This window comes from Kaistella sp. (genome assembly GCF_041824135.1).
Lineage (GTDB): Bacteria > Bacteroidota > Bacteroidia > Flavobacteriales > Weeksellaceae > Kaistella.
In genome coordinates, this window is the sequence record NZ_JBGZYM010000078.1 from 25,023 (window position 1) to 43,508 (window position 18,486).

At 35.3% G+C, this 18,486-nt stretch carries 19 protein-coding genes; 5 read left to right on the plus strand and 14 right to left on the minus strand.

From position 1 onward, the window contains the following. Positions 1 to 62: 62 nt before the first annotated feature. Genes ACEYOS_RS08930 through ACEYOS_RS08940 form a run of 3 tightly spaced genes read right to left on the minus strand, consistent with a single transcriptional unit; the run spans position 63 to position 1,688 of the window. The gene (locus ACEYOS_RS08930) at positions 63 to 572 is read right to left on the minus strand and encodes a hypothetical protein (protein ID WP_373709670.1); all 510 of its coding nucleotides are present in this window, start codon (positions 570 to 572) and stop codon (positions 63 to 65) included. A 9-nt stretch (positions 573 to 581) separates the two neighbouring features. Next, a complete protein-coding gene (locus ACEYOS_RS08935) occupies positions 582 to 1,124 on the minus strand; it encodes a hypothetical protein (protein WP_373709669.1) in 543 nt (180 codons plus the stop codon). 12 nt (positions 1,125 to 1,136) lie between these two features. Beyond that, positions 1,137 to 1,688: an RNA polymerase sigma factor gene (locus ACEYOS_RS08940; RefSeq protein WP_373709695.1), complete on the minus strand. Its 552-nt coding sequence runs from the start codon at positions 1,686 to 1,688 to the stop codon at positions 1,137 to 1,139. A gap of 103 nt (positions 1,689 to 1,791) precedes the next feature. Here ACEYOS_RS08940 and ACEYOS_RS08945 point away from each other — a divergent pair, with 103 nt between their 5' ends. The 4 genes from ACEYOS_RS08945 (at position 1,792) to ACEYOS_RS08960 (ending at position 6,308) form a co-directional block, all read left to right on the plus strand. Then, positions 1,792 to 2,544: a Rossmann-like and DUF2520 domain-containing protein gene (locus ACEYOS_RS08945; protein WP_373709694.1), complete on the plus strand. Its 753-nt coding sequence runs from the start codon at positions 1,792 to 1,794 to the stop codon at positions 2,542 to 2,544. Then, positions 2,534 to 3,052 carry a KdsC family phosphatase gene (locus ACEYOS_RS08950; RefSeq protein ID WP_373709668.1) on the plus strand — a complete coding sequence of 173 codons (519 nt, stop codon included), beginning with the start codon at positions 2,534 to 2,536 and terminating at the stop codon, positions 3,050 to 3,052. Before ACEYOS_RS08945 ends, ACEYOS_RS08950 begins: the two co-directional genes overlap by 11 nt. Before the next feature lie 21 nt (positions 3,053 to 3,073). Next, positions 3,074 to 3,643 carry a Maf family nucleotide pyrophosphatase gene (locus ACEYOS_RS08955; RefSeq protein WP_373709667.1) on the plus strand — a complete coding sequence of 190 codons (570 nt, stop codon included), beginning with the start codon at positions 3,074 to 3,076 and terminating at the stop codon, positions 3,641 to 3,643. 79 nt (positions 3,644 to 3,722) lie between these two features. Further along, positions 3,723 to 6,308, plus strand: a complete 2,586-nt coding sequence (locus tag ACEYOS_RS08960; protein WP_373709666.1) for a heme biosynthesis protein HemY — start codon at positions 3,723 to 3,725, stop codon at positions 6,306 to 6,308. A gap of 15 nt (positions 6,309 to 6,323) precedes the next feature. On the opposite strand, the gene tsaB is transcribed toward ACEYOS_RS08960, so the two are convergent. From tsaB to rpiB, 8 genes are read right to left on the minus strand one after another with little or no spacing between them, the layout of a single operon-like run. After that, positions 6,324 to 7,004: a tRNA (adenosine(37)-N6)-threonylcarbamoyltransferase complex dimerization subunit type 1 TsaB gene (gene tsaB, locus ACEYOS_RS08965; protein WP_373709665.1), complete on the minus strand. Its 681-nt coding sequence runs from the start codon at positions 7,002 to 7,004 to the stop codon at positions 6,324 to 6,326. A 49-nt stretch (positions 7,005 to 7,053) separates the two neighbouring features. Beyond that, positions 7,054 to 7,803 (minus strand): SDR family NAD(P)-dependent oxidoreductase, encoded by a 750-nt coding sequence (locus ACEYOS_RS08970; RefSeq protein ID WP_373709664.1) that lies wholly within the window; start codon positions 7,801 to 7,803, stop codon positions 7,054 to 7,056. 20 nt (positions 7,804 to 7,823) lie between these two features. Continuing rightward, positions 7,824 to 8,195, minus strand: a complete 372-nt coding sequence (locus ACEYOS_RS08975) for a YraN family protein (protein ID WP_373709663.1) — start codon at positions 8,193 to 8,195, stop codon at positions 7,824 to 7,826. Between the two features lie 17 nt (positions 8,196 to 8,212). After that, the gene (locus tag ACEYOS_RS08980; RefSeq protein WP_373709662.1) at positions 8,213 to 9,142 is read right to left on the minus strand and encodes an LD-carboxypeptidase; all 930 of its coding nucleotides are present in this window, start codon (positions 9,140 to 9,142) and stop codon (positions 8,213 to 8,215) included. Beyond that, positions 9,139 to 9,822, minus strand: coding sequence for a LysE family translocator (locus tag ACEYOS_RS08985; protein ID WP_373709661.1), 684 nt, complete (start codon positions 9,820 to 9,822; stop codon positions 9,139 to 9,141). The genes ACEYOS_RS08980 and ACEYOS_RS08985 overlap by 4 nt, the downstream gene beginning before the upstream one ends. 5 nt (positions 9,823 to 9,827) lie before the next feature. Next, a complete protein-coding gene (locus ACEYOS_RS08990) occupies positions 9,828 to 10,361 on the minus strand; it encodes a hypothetical protein (protein WP_373709660.1) in 534 nt (177 codons plus the stop codon). Further along, entirely contained in the window at positions 10,362 to 12,509 is a 2,148-nt protein-coding gene (gene rnr, locus ACEYOS_RS08995; RefSeq protein WP_373709659.1) for a ribonuclease R, read from the minus strand. It lies immediately after the preceding gene. Positions 12,510 to 12,542: 33 nt separating this feature from the next. Beyond that, positions 12,543 to 12,974 carry a ribose 5-phosphate isomerase B gene (rpiB, locus tag ACEYOS_RS09000; protein WP_373709658.1) on the minus strand — a complete coding sequence of 144 codons (432 nt, stop codon included), beginning with the start codon at positions 12,972 to 12,974 and terminating at the stop codon, positions 12,543 to 12,545. A 611-nt stretch (positions 12,975 to 13,585) separates the two neighbouring features. On the opposite strand from rpiB, the gene pgk reads away from it, so the two are divergent. Further along, positions 13,586 to 14,776: a phosphoglycerate kinase gene (gene pgk / locus ACEYOS_RS09005; RefSeq protein WP_373709657.1), complete on the plus strand. Its 1,191-nt coding sequence runs from the start codon at positions 13,586 to 13,588 to the stop codon at positions 14,774 to 14,776. Between the two features lie 439 nt (positions 14,777 to 15,215). Here the strand turns inward: pgk and ACEYOS_RS09010 are convergent, their stop codons facing one another. The 3 genes from ACEYOS_RS09010 to ybeY form a co-directional block, all read right to left on the minus strand. Continuing rightward, positions 15,216 to 16,034 (minus strand): class I SAM-dependent methyltransferase, encoded by an 819-nt coding sequence (locus tag ACEYOS_RS09010; RefSeq protein ID WP_373709656.1) that lies wholly within the window; start codon positions 16,032 to 16,034, stop codon positions 15,216 to 15,218. Positions 16,035 to 16,076: 42 nt separating this feature from the next. Then, the gene (mnmG, locus tag ACEYOS_RS09015; RefSeq protein WP_373709655.1) at positions 16,077 to 17,936 is read right to left on the minus strand and encodes a tRNA uridine-5-carboxymethylaminomethyl(34) synthesis enzyme MnmG; all 1,860 of its coding nucleotides are present in this window, start codon (positions 17,934 to 17,936) and stop codon (positions 16,077 to 16,079) included. A gap of 138 nt (positions 17,937 to 18,074) precedes the next feature. Beyond that, positions 18,075 to 18,482 carry an rRNA maturation RNase YbeY gene (gene ybeY / locus ACEYOS_RS09020; protein WP_373709693.1) on the minus strand — a complete coding sequence of 136 codons (408 nt, stop codon included), beginning with the start codon at positions 18,480 to 18,482 and terminating at the stop codon, positions 18,075 to 18,077. Positions 18,483 to 18,486: the final 4 nt, after the last annotated feature.

An 18,486-nucleotide genomic window follows, 5' to 3' on the forward strand; every position in this document is an offset into this window, starting at 1 on the left:
AAAAAAGAACGACCTCTACAATAAAATTATAGAGGTCGTTCAAACATTAAAAAAATAAACTATTATCGTCTGCGCTGCGAGCCCGGATTTTTGGGTTCGTCTTGTTTTTTATCTAATATTTTATTGCGCATTTTTCCTTCGGTTTGGTACATTCTTAAGACCTGTTGCGGAGAAATCACTTTCATGAATTTTTGCGCATAATCTTTTCTATTATCTAATAGCTGTTGTCCGACATCAAAACTATTATTAAGTTCTTTTATCGCATCTTCATCTGTCATCTTTTCGCAGTCTTGCGTTGGAACGAACTTAGCTTTTATCTCGTTTTGCTTTTCCTGATATTCTGAATATAAATTTATGAACTCTGGTTGCGTATTTTCTGGAACTGCTAATTCAGCGATGATCATTTTTTCCCGAAATTCTTTTAGAAGCGCTACTCTTTCTTCGGGTTTCATATTCTGAATGACCTCCTTTCTTTTCTCTGGCTTCATGCTTTTCCAATCATAGCCAAACTGTTGCGCAAAACTAAACTGCGCGGCTAAAATTAAAGTTAAAACTACTGCTAATTTTTTCATGGTTCTTTTTTAATTATACAAATCCAAATAAATGTCTTGTTCTGTATTTCTTCCAACAGTTGCCAACTCTGCAGAGGTGAAGTTTGCTAAGATCTGATCTACCTGAACTTCAGGATTCTGACTTGTTTTCTGCTCTTTTTGGTTTGCGAAACTAGCGGTTTTCTTTGGAGACACACTGCTTGGTTCTGTACTTCTTTTTGGATAAGTCTTAGGCACCGAAGTTAAATCCTCTTCTAAAATTTGCAATGCAACAGCTTCTTGTTTCTGAGGTTTAACCTCTGATAATGCATAGGTTGCAGGTTCAGAATCTATAGATACAATTCGAGTGATCGATTGAGTTTCAACCGCCGGATCAGAATTCATTACGACACTCACCCCAACTAAAAGTGCAACTGCAGCAGCCGCACTGTACGCCCAATTGAGTTTTATAATTTTTCCTTGCTTCACAGGAACAGTTTCTTGCAGCACATTCTTTTGCATATCTTCAAAAAAACCGTCGGGTGTTTTAAAGATATTTTCTCGTTTTAATTTTTCGATATCAAACTCTTTCATTTCTAGATGCTCTTATTCTGTGTAATTCTGTTTTAAATAATCCTCCACTTTTTGCTTGGCGTAATGGTAGTTGGTTTTCAATGTCCCTACCGACATATCCAAAATTTGTGAAATATCCTCGTAAGGTAAATCTTCGTAATACCTCATATTAAACACCAATTTCTGTTTCTCAGGTAAGGTGCTAATCGCCTGCTGTAATAAAATCTGAATTTCATCAGCACTTGGCTGCACATTATCAGCGACTAAATTTTGCAGATGACTGGTGACTTCCTCATCAGATTTCTGCATTTTCTTCATCTTATTTAATTGTTGCAAAGATTCGTTCGTTGCAATTCGATAGAGCCAGGTGTATAATTGACTTTCCCGTTTGAACTGATGAAAATTTTGATAGGCCTTTATAAAAGTATCCTGCAAAATATCCTGAGCCAAATCGTGGTCGACCACAAACCTTCTGATATGCCAATACAACCTGCTCTGATAAGCATCCATCATCAGGCGAACTCCCTTTTCACGGGATTTTTCGCTTGACATCAACTCGATAATTTCGGTTTCCTGGATCTTCATTGAGATGCTTTCGTTGTTTGGATGGTAAATATATTTAAAAGTTAAATAACACTTCAATTTTTAGTCCAAAGCAAAATAAGTATCTTTGTTCATATTCCTTTATATGAAGATTGTCATCATCGGTTCGGGAAATGTAGCTTACCATTTAGCAAAAGCATTTCAAGAAAATAAAATTCCGGTTTCCCAGCTTTTTGGAAGAAACGAAAACGACTTAAAATTCATTTCCGAGCAATTACAAGTTCCTTTTTCTGCAACGCAATTACAAGACGCCGATCTGTATTTGATCTGCGTAAGTGATGGTTCAATCTCTGAAGTTTCAAAATTGATTACGAAAGAAAACTGTTTGGTTGCACATACTTCAGGTTCTTTACCGAAAGAAATCTTAGAAGGAAACTTTCGAAAGGCCAGTTTCTATCCTTTGCAGACATTTTCAAAGTCGAAGGATCTCGATTATAAAGAAGTTCCGTTTTTCGTAGAATCAGACGATGATAATGATTTAGAATTATTGAAAAATCTTGCTTTACATATTTCGAAAAAAGTAATGATTTCAACTTATGAAAAGAGAAAGTATATTCATTTGACTGCCGTTTTTGCCTGTAATTTTGTGAATCATCTTTTTGCCAGAGCTAAAGAAATTTCAGATTCGCAGGAAATTCCGTTTGACTATTTTTTACCATTAATTAAAGAAACGACGGCGAAGATTGAGATATTAGAACCAAAATTTGCTCAAACTGGTCCAGCCATTAGAAATGACGAACGGGTTTTGAAAGCACATGAAGATTTAATTACTGATGAAGAGCAATTGAAAATTTATAAAATAATGAATGAATCGATAAAGAAAATGTATGAGTTATAAATCGAATTTAAAAAATATAAAAGCCTTCGTATTTGATGTTGACGGCGTTTTTACTGATGGAAGTGTCTATTTAATGCCAGACGGAAGTATGTGTCGCACGATGAATGTGCTTGATGGATACGCAGTGGTTAAAGCCAGAAAACATAATTATCCAATTTGCGTGATCACAGGTGGTGATGATCCTATGGTGAGAAACAGAATCAGCTATTTAGGAATTACGGATTACTATGCTAAGATCGGCGATAAGCTGGAAAAATTTGAAGAATTCAAGCAAAAATATAATTTGAAGAATGAAGAAATTCTTACCATGGGCGACGATCTACCAGATATGGGAATGATGAGAATCTCGGGAATTTCAGCCTGTCCCGAAAATTCGGTTGCGGAAATAAAATTGATGTCAGATTATATCTCACCAATTCAGGGTGGGAAAGGAGCAGTGCGCGATGTCATTGAACAAGTCATGAAAGTGCAGGGAAAATGGCTGGAAGACGATACTAAAAGCACTTAATTAATTGATTTCAAATATTATATGAACATATTATTAGCCTCCAATTCTCCACGAAGAAAAGAATTGTTAAAAGAATTAGGTTTCGATTTTGAAATCGTTTCTGTGGACTGCGATGAAGTTTATCCAACCGATTTAGCCGTCGAAAAAATAGCAGCATATCTTTCAGAACTAAAGTCTAACGCATTTCGAACCTTAAATCCTGGTGAAGTTTTAATTACTGCAGATACCATTGTGGCGCTTAATAAAGAAATTTTAGGAAAACCAAATGATGAAGTTCACTCCAAAGAAATGTTACGAAAACTTTCCGGAAAAACTCATCAGGTTTATACGGGAATCACGATGAAAACTTTTACCCAAACCATTACTAAAACTGATGTTGCCAATGTTGAATTTGATGAAATCAGTGATGAGGAATTGAATTTTTACATTCAAAAATACCGACCATTTGATAAAGCCGGAAGTTATGGCATTCAAGAATGGCTGGGCATGGCAAAAATCAAAAATATCGAGGGAAGTTTCTACACGATCATGGGATTACCCACCCATTTGGTGTATTCTCTTTTAAAAGATTTAGAACAAACATCTTCCTAAAACAAAAAATCATTATTTTTACATCAATTAACTGGTGTTATTAATAATAAAACACTGATTTGAAAGTTATTATCTGATAATGAAAAAAACGATACTCTTCCTTTTAGCAATCACCGTTTTTAATTCCTGTTCCTCTCGAAAGAAGACGAATGACTCTACTTTTATGAAAGGGTTTTTCTCTTATTACAATACGCTCTTTAACAGTAAAGATGCATTGGAAACGGAACTAAAGAATAGAGACAAAGCCCATAAAGACAATTTTTACGCGCCCTATATTCAGCTGCTGACATACGATGAGCAACCTTTAGGAAGTGATTTTCAAGCTGGTTCAGGCGGAATGTTTGGTAATGATCCCGTTGGATCTGGTCCAGCGTCACCCACAAGAAATAGAAATTCCGGTCCACCTTCTCCGCCCAATTCATCCGCTTCGATGGGTGGTCCTGGATCCATGAATTTTTCTGGGAATTCAAGCTATTCTGGAAATTCAGGACAAAATTCTGAGACCAAAAGAGGAGCTTCAATTTTAGAAATTTCAGAAGCTAAAGCCTTGAAAGCCATCTCGAAATATTCTGTAATGAAAGGAGGTGAGGAAAAAAATAAAAAGATGTTTGATGCTTACATTTTATTGGCTCAAAGCAGATTATACCGCAACAAACCTTTGGAAGCATTAGACGGACTCAACTTTGTTTTTGCGAATATGAGGAAAGACAAACGACTTCCTTTAGCCAGAATCTACCAAGCGCAGGCATACTCAAAAATGGAAGATTATCACAGAGCTGAAGAGGTTTTCGCTGATCTGAAAAAAAGTAAAATCAAAAAAGAATACCGCAAGCTTTTAGAAATTTATTATTCTGAAATGTTGCTGGCTTCTGGTAAAAAACAAGATGCAGTTAACGAACTTGATGACGCATATGTTGTTAATAAAAATAGAAAATTAAGAAGTAGAATTGCTTTTTTACGCGGACAAATTTTATCAGAACTTGGCAGAAATGAGGAAGCCAGAGAAAGCTTTGCAACTGCTTACAAAAATGCCAATGATTTTGAATTTGAAGTGAAATCTCAAATTGAAATCGCGAAAACCTTTAATGGAGCTGGCGATGATTATCAAGGCGCAAAAACCTATTTAGAAAAAATAAGTAAAAAAGGAACTTACGGTTCTCGAAAAAATGAATTCTATTATGCGTTAGGTTTAATGGCGAATAAAGCCGGAAAGAAAGACGAAGCCAAAGAATTTTTTGCACAGTCGCTAAAAGAAAAAGTATCTGATCCCCAAATTCGTGGCTTGACCTATTACGAAATCGGTAAAGCCTATTTTGAGGAAAGTGACTATCTTTCTGCAGGTGCCTTCTACGATTCTTCCTTAGCAGTAATGACTTATCAACCTTCAAAAATTTTATTGGAAGAATACTCCGCCAATATTAAAAAGGTTTCTGCTAACTACTATCTGATCAAAAAAAATGACAGTATTCTGGCTTTGACTAAAATGCCGGAAGCAGAAAGAATTGCCTATTTTAATAAATATATTGACGATATCAAAACCAAAGAAGCGCGCGAAGAAATAGAGCGGAAAAAGGAAGAAAGAAGTAAAGGTTTTGATACAGGAGATTATTCGGCAAATTCTATGTTCGCAGGAGCTGCCGGAGGATTTCAGGACTTCGGAGGAAGTAAAGGTGGGTTTTATTTCGCCAATCTGGGAACGGTAGCTAAAGGAGAATCTTCTTTTAAGCAAATCTGGGGAAACCGTTCTTTAAATGATAACTGGCGAACTTCAGCAAGAAGTAATTCAATAGAAGATTTAAAAAGTCAAGCGATGGGAATTACTACCGCGCCAGATCCAAGAAGGCTAGAACCTAATTTCTACATTGAAAAAATCCCAACAAAAACAGAAGATATCCTTGCGTTGAAAAAAGCCAGAGATACTGCTTCTTTAGGCATTGGAAGAATGTATGAAACTTATTTTTCAGACACCCCATTGGCCACCAAAACACTGTATGATCTAGCAGATACGCAACCAGAAGAAGATATTAAACTGCAAGCGTTGTATCAAATTTTCGCCTTTAACTATGAGAAAAATCCAGGTGCAGCGGAACGGGCAAAACAGATGATTTTGGACGAATATCCTTACACTTCTTATGCAGAATTTGTAAGAAATCCTAAGAATAGCTCATTCGCAAAATCTGCTGAAGAAGTAGAAAAATTATATGCTCAGGCTTTTGATTTGTACGACAAAGAGAAATATGAAGAGAGCAGAACGATGATTGACGGTGCTTTAGAAAAATATCCGAAAGATGCTCTGGTTCCAAAATTCTCTTTGTTGAATGCCTTTAATATTGGAAAAACTGCTGGTAAAGAAATAATGATTTTACAACTTGAACAAATTTCTTTAAACTACGCTAAAACTCCCGAAGGCGAGAAGGCAGCAGAAATGTTGAAATATCTTAAAAGTGATCTGCAAGTTGAAAGTTTAGACGAGACTGGAAATGTCATTAACGCTAATCAACCACCAGTTCCTAATGAAGATCAAAAAGAAATGCCTGACACAGAAAGACGTAGTGGCCCACCAAGTCCTCCAGGCGCCAATACTGGAATTCAAGAAACTAAAACGCCAGATTTAAAAGGTTTGCAACCGGAAAGAGCGGCAGTGCAGGAAATGAAAATAAAGTAAACAAAAAAGCGAAAATTATTCTTCGCTTTTTTTCTTTTTAACTCCTTGAAAATCTTTTAAATAAAAGGGTTCGAAATACGCCACATCTTCAAATTCCTGTCGGTTGTATTTTTCCACGGCTTTTTTAATTAGATATTTCGCAGAGGGATAAACGGTCTCATTGAATTCGGCATTTTCTAATTGAAGAATCTCTTTCGCTTTCTTTGCGCCATCTCCAACGAACAAAATCTTTTTATCTTGATACTCCTGATAAGAGTTTTCATCCAGGATCTTTGCTTCGGTCGCACTAATCATCTCGCCTAAATTGCCGTCAAAAACAGCTGAATAAACCTCCATTCTTCGTGCATCGATCAACGGAATGATCAAATCATAATCCTTGTTTAAAAAAGGCTCTATCATCGTTTCTAAAGAATTTGTTGCGATTAACGGAATTTGTAATCCATAGCAAAATCCTTTGGCAGAAGAAGCGCCGATTCGAAGGCCTGTGTAAGAGCCAGGACCTTTTCCCAAGGAGACAGATTCAATGTCTTTTAAAGTCAATTTCGCACCTTCTAAAGCCCACTTAACATACGTATGTAAGCTTTCGGACTGTTTGTAATTTTCAGAAACTTCTTCACAGAGACAAAGGATCTTTTCACCATCAGAAATGGCTACAGAACAATTTTTGGAGGAAGTTTCAATATGAAGAATTTTCATTTTTTTAATCTAAAATTTTATAAATGTAAAAGTTTAACAGTGCTGACCATTATTTACGATGAATCGTTCTCGGTTCACTTTGGGCGCTGGGATAAATTGTTAAATCAGAGATCATAACATGTGTCGGTGCATTAATACAGTAGGCAATAGCATCGGCGATATCTTCCGCTCTCAAAGCATCATAACCTTTGTATACTGTTTTTGCTCTGTCTTCATCACCTTTGAATCTCACTTTTGAAAACTCAGTTTCAACAGCACCGGGTTGAATATTGGTGACTTTAATTCCGAATTCGGTCAGTTCTAAACGCATTCCATCCGAAATCACATCCACGGCTTTTTTCGAAGCGCAATACACCACGCCGTTGGCGTAAGTTTGTCTGGCTGCGACCGAGGAAATATTAACGATATGTCCTGAATTTCTCTGTTTCATGCCGGGCATGATCATTTTCGAAACATAGAGTAATCCTTTCACATTTCCATCGAGCATCATATCCCAGTCACTAATATTTCCATCGATTAACGATTCTAAACCGTGTGCATTTCCAGCGTTGTTAATAAGAACATCGATCTCTTTCCAATCTACGGGAAGCGATTCAAACGCTTTTTGTACTTCTTCAAAATACCGCTGATCAAAGTTTAAACTAAAGGTTTCGGTATGCTCAGATAGCTCCGTTTTTAGCTGGTCTAAAACTTCCGTTCGTCGTCCGCAAAGAATCAATCTAAAGCCTTGTTTTGCCAGAAGTTCTGCGGTAGCTTTTCCAATACCGGAAGTTGCTCCTGTGATGAGTGCTGTTTTCATTATTAAATATTTACGATCTGTTAATTGGCATCGAAGCTTTGAAAAGCATCTTCGAGATGCATGATTTGTAATTTTCTATTTTCATCAGGTAAAACGGCAATGATATCAAACCGAACTTCCTGATTTAGATTTCGATCTTTCATGAAGAAGTCTGCGACCATGACCAGCGATTTAATTTTTGTTTTAGTGACCGCTTCCTGCGGTTCCATGAAGATGTCGCTTCCTCTGGCCTTGACTTCTACAATGATAATTTGATTATTAAATTCCGCAATAATATCGATCTCGCCTCTTTGATACCTGAAATTTTTAACCAGAATTTTATAGCCTTTTTTTTCTAAAAAAGTGGCAGCAAGTTCTTCGGCAAGATTTCCTAAATCATTGTGTTCTGCCATGGTGATTGGCTTTTAAATTAAAACTGAACCATTACTTTATCTTCAATTTCCATTTTGATATTTGCTCCAATAATTAAAGGTCGATTATCTAAAATATGTCCATTTGGAAAACCAAACAGAGTAGGGAAGTCGTATTTTTTTAATCGGTCTGAAATCAGTTGATTCGCAAAATCATCATAACTTTCTTCGTAGTTTTTATTGTCTTTTTCATCACCCATATTGGTCATTCCGCCAATAATTAGACCTTTAATCTTTCTGAAAACTCCGGCTAATTCCAGACTCATCATCATTCGATCCAATGCATAATATTTCTCGCCGATCTCCTCAATAAATAGGATCTTATCTTTAAAATCGAAAGAATAAGAAGTTCCTAAAAGCGCATAAATCAAGGCCAAATTACCGCCCACTAGTTGACCTTCAATTGTTCCTTTCTTATTTAAGAAATTGCTTTCTACATTATAATTAGGCTTCTCACCTTTCAAAATATCAAATATCAGATCATAACTTTCACTGGTTACTCCGAAACTTGAGGTTTTAATGGTCTGTGCGTGAATAGATGCAAAATTATTTTTTAATAAAAAACTCTGAATAACGGTATTGTCAGAATATCCAATATACCATTTAGGATTTTTCTTAAACTTTGAAAGTTGCAGATGTGTTAATAAATGTTGACAACCGTAACCACCTCTGGAAGCCCAAACCGCAGCAATATCTTCTTTATTAAAAGCCCAGTTCAAATCAGAGATTCTTTCTTTTTCAGTGCCGGCGTAACTGTATCCGTTCGAAAACTTCGTAAAAACATGTTTTCCTAGAACTGGTACAAGACCTTTTTGCTTGATCATTTCTAAACCCTTCTCCAACTGCTTTTCTTCAACTGAACCAGCAGGAGAAATGATTGCAATCTGATCTCCTTCTTTCAATGATCTTGGGAATATAATCTCTTTCATTGTTGAATGATTTTTTGTTCTGTCCTTTCCGCCTCTTCTAATTTCTTATCAAATTGATTGAACTTTTTGAAACTCTGTAAGAATATAAAAATACTAAAAGCGACCAAAATATAGCCAACTCCTTTTCTAATTTGATTAGCAACATTTTGAGTGAGTTTATCGTGAAATATTTTAGCCAAATAAATTTTAAAGAAATCAATTACCAAATAAGTTCCGACCACAAGTGCCATGTATAAAAGAAAATCTTCAATTTTAGGATAAGCATTCCTCACGGAAATTACCGTTACTAACCAAAAGAGGACAACACCAATATTTAGAATATTAAAGAAATAACCATTCAAAAAGGTTTTAAAATAATTCTGATTGATCAATTTATCTTCTCCTGGCAAATGCATTTTCGTTTTTGAAACGACCATATAAATGGCATAAATAAAAACAATGAAGGCGGTAATTCGATAAAATCCTGGATGCTTATCGATGATCTCAACCAGATCACCACTGGCAAAATAGGCTGCCACGATACAGGTAATATCCGCCAGGACGACGCCACAATCTAAGGTGAATGCATGTTTGGGTCCGCGGGAGAAACTTGTTTCAATCAGCAGGAAAAAGATCGGCCCGATGAAAACAATACTTAACATGATTCCTAATCCGACGGCTGAAAGTATAAGTTCTAGCATAATTACTAATGTAGTATTTCGTTATTATTGCTTTGCGAAAATACGTAATCTTTCATAACCATAAAACCAAACAGACCATCTTCTAAGTAATATGTGATTGTTTTTTTGTCTTTCATCATCTCATAGTTAAAAAACATTCGGGGAAAATAATACGCTTCGAATTTTCCATCTTCTAAATGAATTGTTGTAGATCTTCCTTTCTTAGAAGAACGTGGCCCACGATCTCCCTGAACATCTGTTATCCCATATTGATAATCATAGGTTTCCTTTCTGTTATTGCTGGAAAATAAATAATTAGCGAGAAAAAACAAATTAAAAATAAACGGTACGTAAATCAAATAATACTGATATTGATTGATGCCAAATCTCCATTGACGGTACACGATATAACCTACCAACATTAAAAAAATAAAACTAATGAACAGCCACCAGACTTCTATAAAGGTATAAGTGACAATCCTAAAAAAAATAAAAGCATTCAGAATTAATCCGAATACTTTTAATAAATCCTGTAAAAAATTCCGATAATTTTCGGTCATTTAGACAATCTTGAAATCCAATTGCTTCTGAATTAAATTCGCTTTCATTACTCTAATGGTCACTTCATCACCCAATTGATATTTATTTCCGGTTTTACTGCCAAATACCGCATGGCTTTTAGCATCGTAAGAATAAGAATCATCCATTAAATCTCTCAATTTAATTAAACCTTCGGCGCCATTTTCTGGAATCTGAACCCAGAATCCAAAATCGGCAACGCCAGAAATAACACCAGTAAAATCTTCACCAACATGTTTCTCCATAAACTTAACCTGCATGAATTTAATGGAATCTCTTTCGGCATCAGAAGCCAATTTTTCCATGGAACTGCAATGTTTACACTTGGTCTCTAATTCTTGTTTTTGAGGTGATTTGCCACCATCTAAATAATGTTGCAACAAACGATGCGCAATTAAATCCGGGTAACGGCGGATAGGAGAGGTGAAGTGGGAATAATACTCGAAGCCTAAACCATAATGCCCGATTGGATCAGTAGAATAAATCGCTTTACTCATCGAACGCATCGCCAAGGTTTCGATCATATTTTCTTCGCCTTTTCCTTTAACATCTGCTAATAATTTGTTGAGAGATTCTGCTACTTTTTTGGTGTTTGCCAAATTCATAGTATATCCAAATGTTCCCACAAAATCCCGCAATGCTTCTAGCTTTGCTGGATCTGGATCGTCGTGAATTCTGTAAATAAAGGTATTATTAGTCGGAACTCCTTTCTTACTCAAAGAAATATATTCCGAAACTTTTCGGTTAGCGAGCAACATAAATTCTTCAATCAAATGATTGGAATCTTTACTCACTTTAAAATAAACACCGATTGGCTGACTGTTTTCATCTAAGTTAAATCGAACTTCGCTTCTATCAAAAGTAATCGCACCGTTTTCAATACGGGCTTTTCTCATGATTTTAGCTAATCGGTCTAAGGTTAAAATTTCTTCAACTAAATCACCTTCCTGTGTTTCAATTCTTTCCTGTGCTTCTTCATAAGCGAACTTTCGGTCAGAATAAATGATCGTTCTTCCAAACCATTCGCTTTGGATTTCTGCTTTGTCATTCAATTCAAATACGGCTGAAAAAGTATATTTTTCTTCATTCGGACGAAGAGAACAAACGTCATTACTTAAAACTTCTGGTAACATAGGCACCACGCGATCTACTAAATAGACCGATGTAGCACGTTTGTAGGCTTCTGCATCGAGGATTGTTCCGGGCACAACATAATGAGAAACATCGGCAATGTGAACCCCAATTTCCCAGTTTCCGTTGTCTAATTTTTGAATAGAAAGCGCATCATCGAAATCTTTTGCATCTTTCGGGTCAATGGTGAACGTACAAACTCCACGCATATCACGGCGTTTTGCAACTTCATCGTCATGAATTCTTCTATCAATTTCCTGAGCTTCTTTTTCCACTTCTTCCGGAAAATCGTAAGGTAAGCCGTATTCTGCTAAAATAGAATGAATCTCAGTTTCGTGATCACCAGGAGCCCCAAGAACAGTGATAATTTCACCTTCAGGATTTTTCTCTCCAGCTTTCCAGTCGATCATTTTTACAACTACTTTATCGCCATCCTGTGCACCTCCAATTTTTCCTTGAGGAATAAAAATATCGGTATTGATGTGTTTTTTATCACCCACAACGAATCCAAAATCTTTATGTTTGATGAACTGGAAAGTTCCCACGAATTGATCACGTTTCCGTGTCATCACTTCTAAAACAGAACCTTCCATTTTTTTACCTTTAAATTTATAGGTAACGATTAGAACCGTATCGCCTTGTAGGGCGTCTTTTACATTTTTAGAATGGATGAAAACGTCATCTTCTAAATTTTCAACCTTCACATAAGCGTTTCCGGTTTGATTAAAATCGATGGTACCGGTTAAAGTTCCTTCAATCTTTAGATTAATGATGTATTTTCCTTTTTCAACTTCCTTAATTCTTTGATCAGAAAGTAGTTTATGAAGTGACTGAATAACCAGTTCGCGCTGTCTCGGATTTTTGTAATCGATACCGTCTGCGAGCTGCTTATAATTGTAAATTTTTGAAGAATTATTATTCATAAAACGGAGAATCAATCGTCCGATTTCCTGTAATTTATGATTATTTTTATCTGAGAAATATTTTCCTTTTGCCATAAAGTATGGGTTGTGTTTATATAGAAGAAGGGTTTAACAAGTCGAAATCTTTTCAACTCTGTTCTGATGTCTTCCACCTTCGAATGGAGTATTGAGGAACGTATCAACGATATCAGTAGCCAATTGGCTGGCAATAAAACGCGCTGGAAGGGCAATCATGTTCGCATCATTATGTTGACGGGCAAGACTGGCAAGCTCGGGCATCCAACATAAGGCGCATCGTATTTTCTGATGTTTATTGGCAGTAATCGCAACACCTTCACCACTTCCACAAATAAGAATTCCTAATTCATTTCTTCCCTGTTCAATAGAATCTGCGGCTGGATGTACAAAATCGGGATAATCCACAGAGTCTGGGGAAAAGGTGCCGAAATCTTCTACTTCAAACTTGCCTTCCAAATGTTTTTTTATGATTTCTTTGTATTCGAAACCTGCATGATCGCATGCTATTGCTATTTTTTTCATGATTGATCTTTTAACTCAATTTTCAATTCAGACAAATTTAACATTATTAAAATAAAAAGCATTCTGTTAGAAGTTAAATCTTCATAATCATCCTTTTATCTGCTTAGATTATAGATGATCTCAATAAACTTAATCATCTTTATAAATAACTTGTGGAAAACCTACAGAATGGGTGTTAATAAGTTTGTCGAACATTGTCTTTCAAAATCAAATTAAATTGCATAATGGACTTTAATTTTGAATAAAAGTAAATAATCTTTCATAAAATTTTAGAGGTTCAATTCTTAAGTTATTAAGATTTACATTATAAATATTAACGCAATTTTTAAGTTATTAACATTTGTTAACAACAAGTATATTCTGATGATAATCAGCTTATTAAAATATGGATAAAGTATGGTTAAAAGCAGAAGAAAATGCGGTGAAGTATTTCTTTTATTTTTCTCCCCAAACTCCCACACTACAACAACATCATTCATATTCTTTTTATATAAAAAAAAAGGAATTGTAGATAAGATGAGTATTTGTGGATTGTGGATTTTTAAATCGAATTTAATTTTGAATCGAGGGAATAAGTAGTAAATTTGTGAAACTTAAAACGGAGAATTTTTATGAAAACAATTAACGATTTTGACTTCAAAGACAAAAAGGCTTTGGTAAGAGTAGATTTCAATGTACCGCAAGATGCAGACTTGAAAGTTACTGATAACACGAGAATTCAGGCGGTAAAACCTACCATCGAAAAGATTTTGAATGATGGAGGATCAGTGATCTTAATGACGCATTTAGGTCGTCCGAAGGGAAAAGTTTCAGAAGAGTTTTCTTTAAAAAATATCCTTCCTGAGATTGAGAAAGTGTTAGGAAAATCAGTTAAATTTTCTGACGACTGTATCGGAGCAGAAGCGAAAAAAATGAGTGCTGATTTACAGCCTGGTGAAATTCTTCTATTAGAAAATTTACGTTTTCACGATGAAGAAGAGAATGGTGATGAAGCATTTGCAAAACAGTTAGCTGACCTCGGAGATGCCTATGTAAACGATGCTTTCGGAACTGCACATAGAGCCCATGCGTCTACGGCAGTTATCGCACAATACTTTCCTTCAACTAAATTTTTCGGTTTATTGATGGCGAAAGAGTTGGAAGCGATTGATAAAGTATTAAAAAGTGGTGAGAAACCAATTACTGCAATTTTAGGAGGTTCGAAAGTTTCAAGTAAAATTACGATCATAGAAAACATATTACCGGCAATTGATAATTTAATTATTGGTGGTGGAATGGCTTTTACCTTTGTAAGAGCTTTAGGCGGTGATATTGGTAATTCATTGGTAGAGGTTGATAAGCAATCGTTAGCTTTAGAAATTTTGGAGAAAGCGAAAGCGCAAAATGTCGCGGTTTATTTACCGGTTGATTCTTTAATTGCTGATGACTTTAATAATGAGGCCGAAATAAAGGAAGTTGATATTTATGAAATTCCAGACGGCTGGATGGGGCTAGACGCTGGAGTTCGATCCAGAAAAATATTTCATGACGTGATCATGAATTCCAGAACTATTTTATGGAACGGTCCGATCGGTGTTTTTGAAATGTCTAATTTTGCTGCAGGAACGGTTGCGTTAGGAGACAGTATTGCAAAAGCGACCAGCTTAGGAGCTTTCTCGCTTGTTGGAGGTGGAGACAGTGTTGCTTTTGTAAAGCAATTCGGATATGATGAGAAGGTAAGTTATGTTTCTACAGGTGGAGGAGCAATGTTGGAAAGTTTAGAAGGTATGGAACTTCCTGGCGTAAAAGCAATCAATAGTTAATTTTGAACTAAAACCTTAGTTCTAGATAAAAACAAAAGTTTCTTGTAAAAAGGAAACTTTTTTTGTCTTTAAAATTTTATTATAAAATAGAGTTTTAAAGATTTTTCTTTTTTCTGTTATTTGTTAATTTTAAGCTTCGATATTGATTTAATTTTATTTTTAACAGAACAAAATTATTTTTTATCTTCTGCATTAAATTCAAGTTATTTGAATAAGGATATATGGAAAGGATTACGAATTTTTGAAATCTTTTTCTTTCGTTGTCATATTTTTATTCTGGTAAGATCTAAAATTTAAATTCGAAATTTCAAATGTGAAAGTGAACATCAATATTAACATTGAAAGTTACTCTTGAAAATACTAAATTTTTAAATAATGCATACTTTTTAGTGAAATTCGCTCAAAATTGGATATCAGAAACTAGCCAAAAATCGATCTTCTACTTTTTTTCGATAATGTATATCAAACTGGAAAATTCGCCCGTTTTTGATGCTTTTATGTTAGAAATGAGTCCGTAGATCAATCCTTTCAGCCAAGAAAGTTGTGATTTTTGATATTTTTCGCTCAACATTGAAATATAAAAGGAATCGAGTAGGAGTGGTTTAATTTTTTTGATTTTCCAGGAATCGTTATTCATTAAATTTTCCATGCCGGATTTTGAGAAATGAAAGATATGTCTGGGAACATCATAAGCTGCCCAAAACTTTCTATATTTTAAAGCATCATAAGAAGTTGGATTTGGTACTGCAATAATTAAAGTTCCATTTTCTTTTAACTTATTATAAAAAACATTTAACATCTCATCCTGATTTTCTACATGTTCGAAAACATGCCAAAGCGTAATCGCATCTAAAGTTTCATCCTTAATAAAATCAAGACTGCTGATAATTTTAGTTTTATCAACTTTTTTTATGGCAGATTTAATAGCGGATTCATTGGGTTCAAAACCGAAAGTTTCGAACTCATTTTCAATATATCTTACAAATTCGCCAGCACCACATCCGTAATCTAAAACTTTTTTGTTTCTACCAACAAAGTCAAATAGGATATTACGTTTGTATTTCAGATTAAAATTTTGTAAAAATTTATACAATTTTTCTTTCGACGAACCGGAATCTTGATGATGAGAGATATAATCTTTACTATCGTAATACGATGAAATATTTTCAGGAATAGGATAAGTTTTATATACTCCAGGAGTTGAAGTTTCCTTTAATTCAAACTCTTCTTGAGTAAGGAAATGATCTTTAATTTTCATAGACGGATACAACAATATTCTTGTAATGTTTCACGTGGAACATTATTTTAAATAGATTAAAAGTATATTAATGTCTGCAGGTGAAACTCCACTAATTCTTGCCGCTTGTGCAATTGTTTTTGGCCTTACTTTATTGAATTTTTGTTTGGCTTCTGCAGAGAGCGATTTTAGATTACTGTAATCAAACTCATCTGGAATTTTAATTGTTTCCAATCTACTTAATTTAGCAACGTTATCTCTTTCTTTTTCAATATACCCTTTGTATTTGATATTGATCTCTGCTTGTTCTTTTACTTCAGTCGAGTAGTGCTGCGTAGCTTCTTTAATGAAATCTATTTCTTCTAATTTCGCCAAGGTCATGTTGGGTCTTGTAAGAATTTGAGCTGAACGATAGGCTTGATCAACTTTAGCTGAATCAATACTTTCTAAGACTGGATTAATGATTCCTGGTTTTAAGGAAGTATCTTTTAAGAAGCTTTCTAACTGATTACTTTTAGCAATTTTGTCCTGTACTTTAATTAGTCTTTCTTCATTTGCCAAACCTAAATTGTAAGACTTTTCTGTTAGACGAATATCCGCGTTATCTTGACGTAATAACAATCTGTATTCAGCTCTGGAAGTAAACATACGATAAGGCTCATCGGTTCCTTTTGTTATCAAATCATCGATCAAAACTCCAATATAAGCTTCATCTCTGTTGAGAGTGAATGGATCTTTTTCATGAACTTTATTGTGAGCGTTAATTCCGGCGATTAAACCTTGCCCAGCGGCTTCTTCATAGCCTGTTGTTCCATTAATTTGACCTGCAAAATAAAGGTTTTCAATTAACTTCGTTTCTAAAGTATGATTAAGCTGGGTAGGAGGGAAGTAGTCATATTCAATAGCATAACCAGGACGGAATACTTTCGCATTTGCAAAGCCTGGAATATGACGCATTGCTTTTAATTGAATATCTTCGGGAAGTGAAGAACTAAAACCGTTAACGTAGATTTCGACCGTTCGCCAACCTTCTGGTTCTACAAATAATTGATGACGTTCGCGTTCAGCAAATCGATTTATTTTATCTTCAATACTTGGGCAATACCGCGGACCGATACTTTGAATGGTCCCGTTAAACATTGGACTTCTGGCAAAACCTTCTCTTAATATGTCATGTACCGTTTCGTTGGTATAAACGATATGACAGCTCATCTGTTTTGTTAGTTTTGGACTTTCTAAATAGGAGAATTTCTTAGGATTTTCGTCTCCTTTTTGTTCTTCCATTTTAGAATAATCCAATGATCTGCCGTCTACTCTGGGAGGAGTTCCTGTTTTCATTCGGCCTGATTCAAAACCTAAACTTACCAGTTGTTCTGTGATTCCAAAAGCGCGTGGTTCACCCATTCTTCCACCACCGAGTTGCTTATCTCCAACATGAATTAATCCATTAAGAAAAGTTCCGTTGGTTAGGACAACAGATTTTCCTCTAATTTCTAATCCTAAGGACGTAATAACTCCGACAACTTTATGATTTTCGATGATTAAACTTTTTACCATGTCTTGAAAGAAGTCCAGGTTTGGAGTTTGTTCCAAAGCAATTCTCCATTCTTCGGCAAAAAGCATTCTGTCATTTTGTGTTCTTGGAGACCACATCGCAGGACCTTTAGAAAGATTAAGCATCTTGAATTGTATCGCAGATTTATCTGCAATAATTCCAGAGTAGCCGCCCATCGCATCTATTTCCCGAACAATCTGTCCTTTTGCAATTCCACCCATAGCTGGGTTACAAGACATTTGTCCGATGGTTTGCATGTTCATTGTAATTAACAAGGTTTTTGAACCTAAGTTAGCGGCAGCAGCTGCTGCTTCTGAACCAGCATGCCCAGCACCTACTACAATAACGTCGTATATTTCGTTTATCATTTTGTTCTGTTAGAATGTTTCACGTGAAACATTAATAAAATAGTGTAAAGATTTCTGCAATTTTAGCCCCGATGGAAGCGGCATCCTATTGTGTAGCGAAGCGAAACAATAGATATAGCGGACAGCGGGATTAAGCTTCTAAAAAATATTTAGATAGAAATCTTCTTTATTGCGCATTTCTGTAATCTCTTCGTCCGTTTTATCTTTATATCCACACAGATGAAGAAGTCCGTGGGCTAAAACTCTGTGAAGTTCTGATTTAAAATCTTTTGAGTGCGATATTGCGTTTTCAGAAATGCGGGGCAAAGATACAAAAATATCTGCCGAAATGGTTTTACCCTTTACATAGTCAAAGGTGATGACGTCCGTATAATAGTCGTGTTGAAGGAAGTCTCGATTTACTTTTAATAATCCATCATCGGATAAAAAAATGTAGTTGATCTTACCCACTTTTTTACCTTCATGTACGATCAGTTTTTGCAGCCACTCATTGGTGCTGGAGTCGATTTCGATAGGGTCGATATTTTCAAAGAAAAATTGTATCATCATA

Coding starts and splice junctions, on each gene's coding strand:
- ACEYOS_RS09010 (WP_373709656.1), bottom strand. CDS start 16,034: ATGAAAATTAAAGATCATTTCCTTACTCAAGAAGAGTTTGAATTAAAG.
- tsaB (WP_373709665.1), bottom strand. CDS start 7,004: ATGAAAATTCTTCATATTGAAACTTCCTCCAAAAATTGTTCTGTAGCC.
- ACEYOS_RS08940 (WP_373709695.1), bottom strand. CDS start 1,688: ATGAAGATCCAGGAAACCGAAATTATCGAGTTGATGTCAAGCGAAAAA.
- ACEYOS_RS08930 (WP_373709670.1), bottom strand. CDS start 572: ATGAAAAAATTAGCAGTAGTTTTAACTTTAATTTTAGCCGCGCAGTTT.
- ACEYOS_RS08985 (WP_373709661.1), bottom strand. CDS start 9,822: ATGCTAGAACTTATACTTTCAGCCGTCGGATTAGGAATCATGTTAAGT.
- rnr (WP_373709659.1), bottom strand. CDS start 12,509: ATGGCAAAAGGAAAATATTTCTCAGATAAAAATAATCATAAATTACAG.
- pgk (WP_373709657.1), top strand. CDS start 13,586: ATGAAAACAATTAACGATTTTGACTTCAAAGACAAAAAGGCTTTGGTA.
- ybeY (WP_373709693.1), bottom strand. CDS start 18,482: ATGATACAATTTTTCTTTGAAAATATCGACCCTATCGAAATCGACTCC.
- ACEYOS_RS08990 (WP_373709660.1), bottom strand. CDS start 10,361: ATGACCGAAAATTATCGGAATTTTTTACAGGATTTATTAAAAGTATTC.
- rpiB (WP_373709658.1), bottom strand. CDS start 12,974: ATGAAAAAAATAGCAATAGCATGCGATCATGCAGGTTTCGAATACAAA.
- ACEYOS_RS08960 (WP_373709666.1), top strand. CDS start 3,723: ATGAAAAAAACGATACTCTTCCTTTTAGCAATCACCGTTTTTAATTCC.
- ACEYOS_RS08935 (WP_373709669.1), bottom strand. CDS start 1,124: ATGAAAGAGTTTGATATCGAAAAATTAAAACGAGAAAATATCTTTAAA.
- ACEYOS_RS08970 (WP_373709664.1), bottom strand. CDS start 7,803: ATGAAAACAGCACTCATCACAGGAGCAACTTCCGGTATTGGAAAAGCT.
- ACEYOS_RS08945 (WP_373709694.1), top strand. CDS start 1,792: ATGAAGATTGTCATCATCGGTTCGGGAAATGTAGCTTACCATTTAGCA.
- mnmG (WP_373709655.1), bottom strand. CDS start 17,936: ATGATAAACGAAATATACGACGTTATTGTAGTAGGTGCTGGGCATGCT.
- ACEYOS_RS08955 (WP_373709667.1), top strand. CDS start 3,074: ATGAACATATTATTAGCCTCCAATTCTCCACGAAGAAAAGAATTGTTA.
- ACEYOS_RS08975 (WP_373709663.1), bottom strand. CDS start 8,195: ATGGCAGAACACAATGATTTAGGAAATCTTGCCGAAGAACTTGCTGCC.
- ACEYOS_RS08950 (WP_373709668.1), top strand. CDS start 2,534: ATGAGTTATAAATCGAATTTAAAAAATATAAAAGCCTTCGTATTTGAT.
- ACEYOS_RS08980 (WP_373709662.1), bottom strand. CDS start 9,142: ATGAAAGAGATTATATTCCCAAGATCATTGAAAGAAGGAGATCAGATT.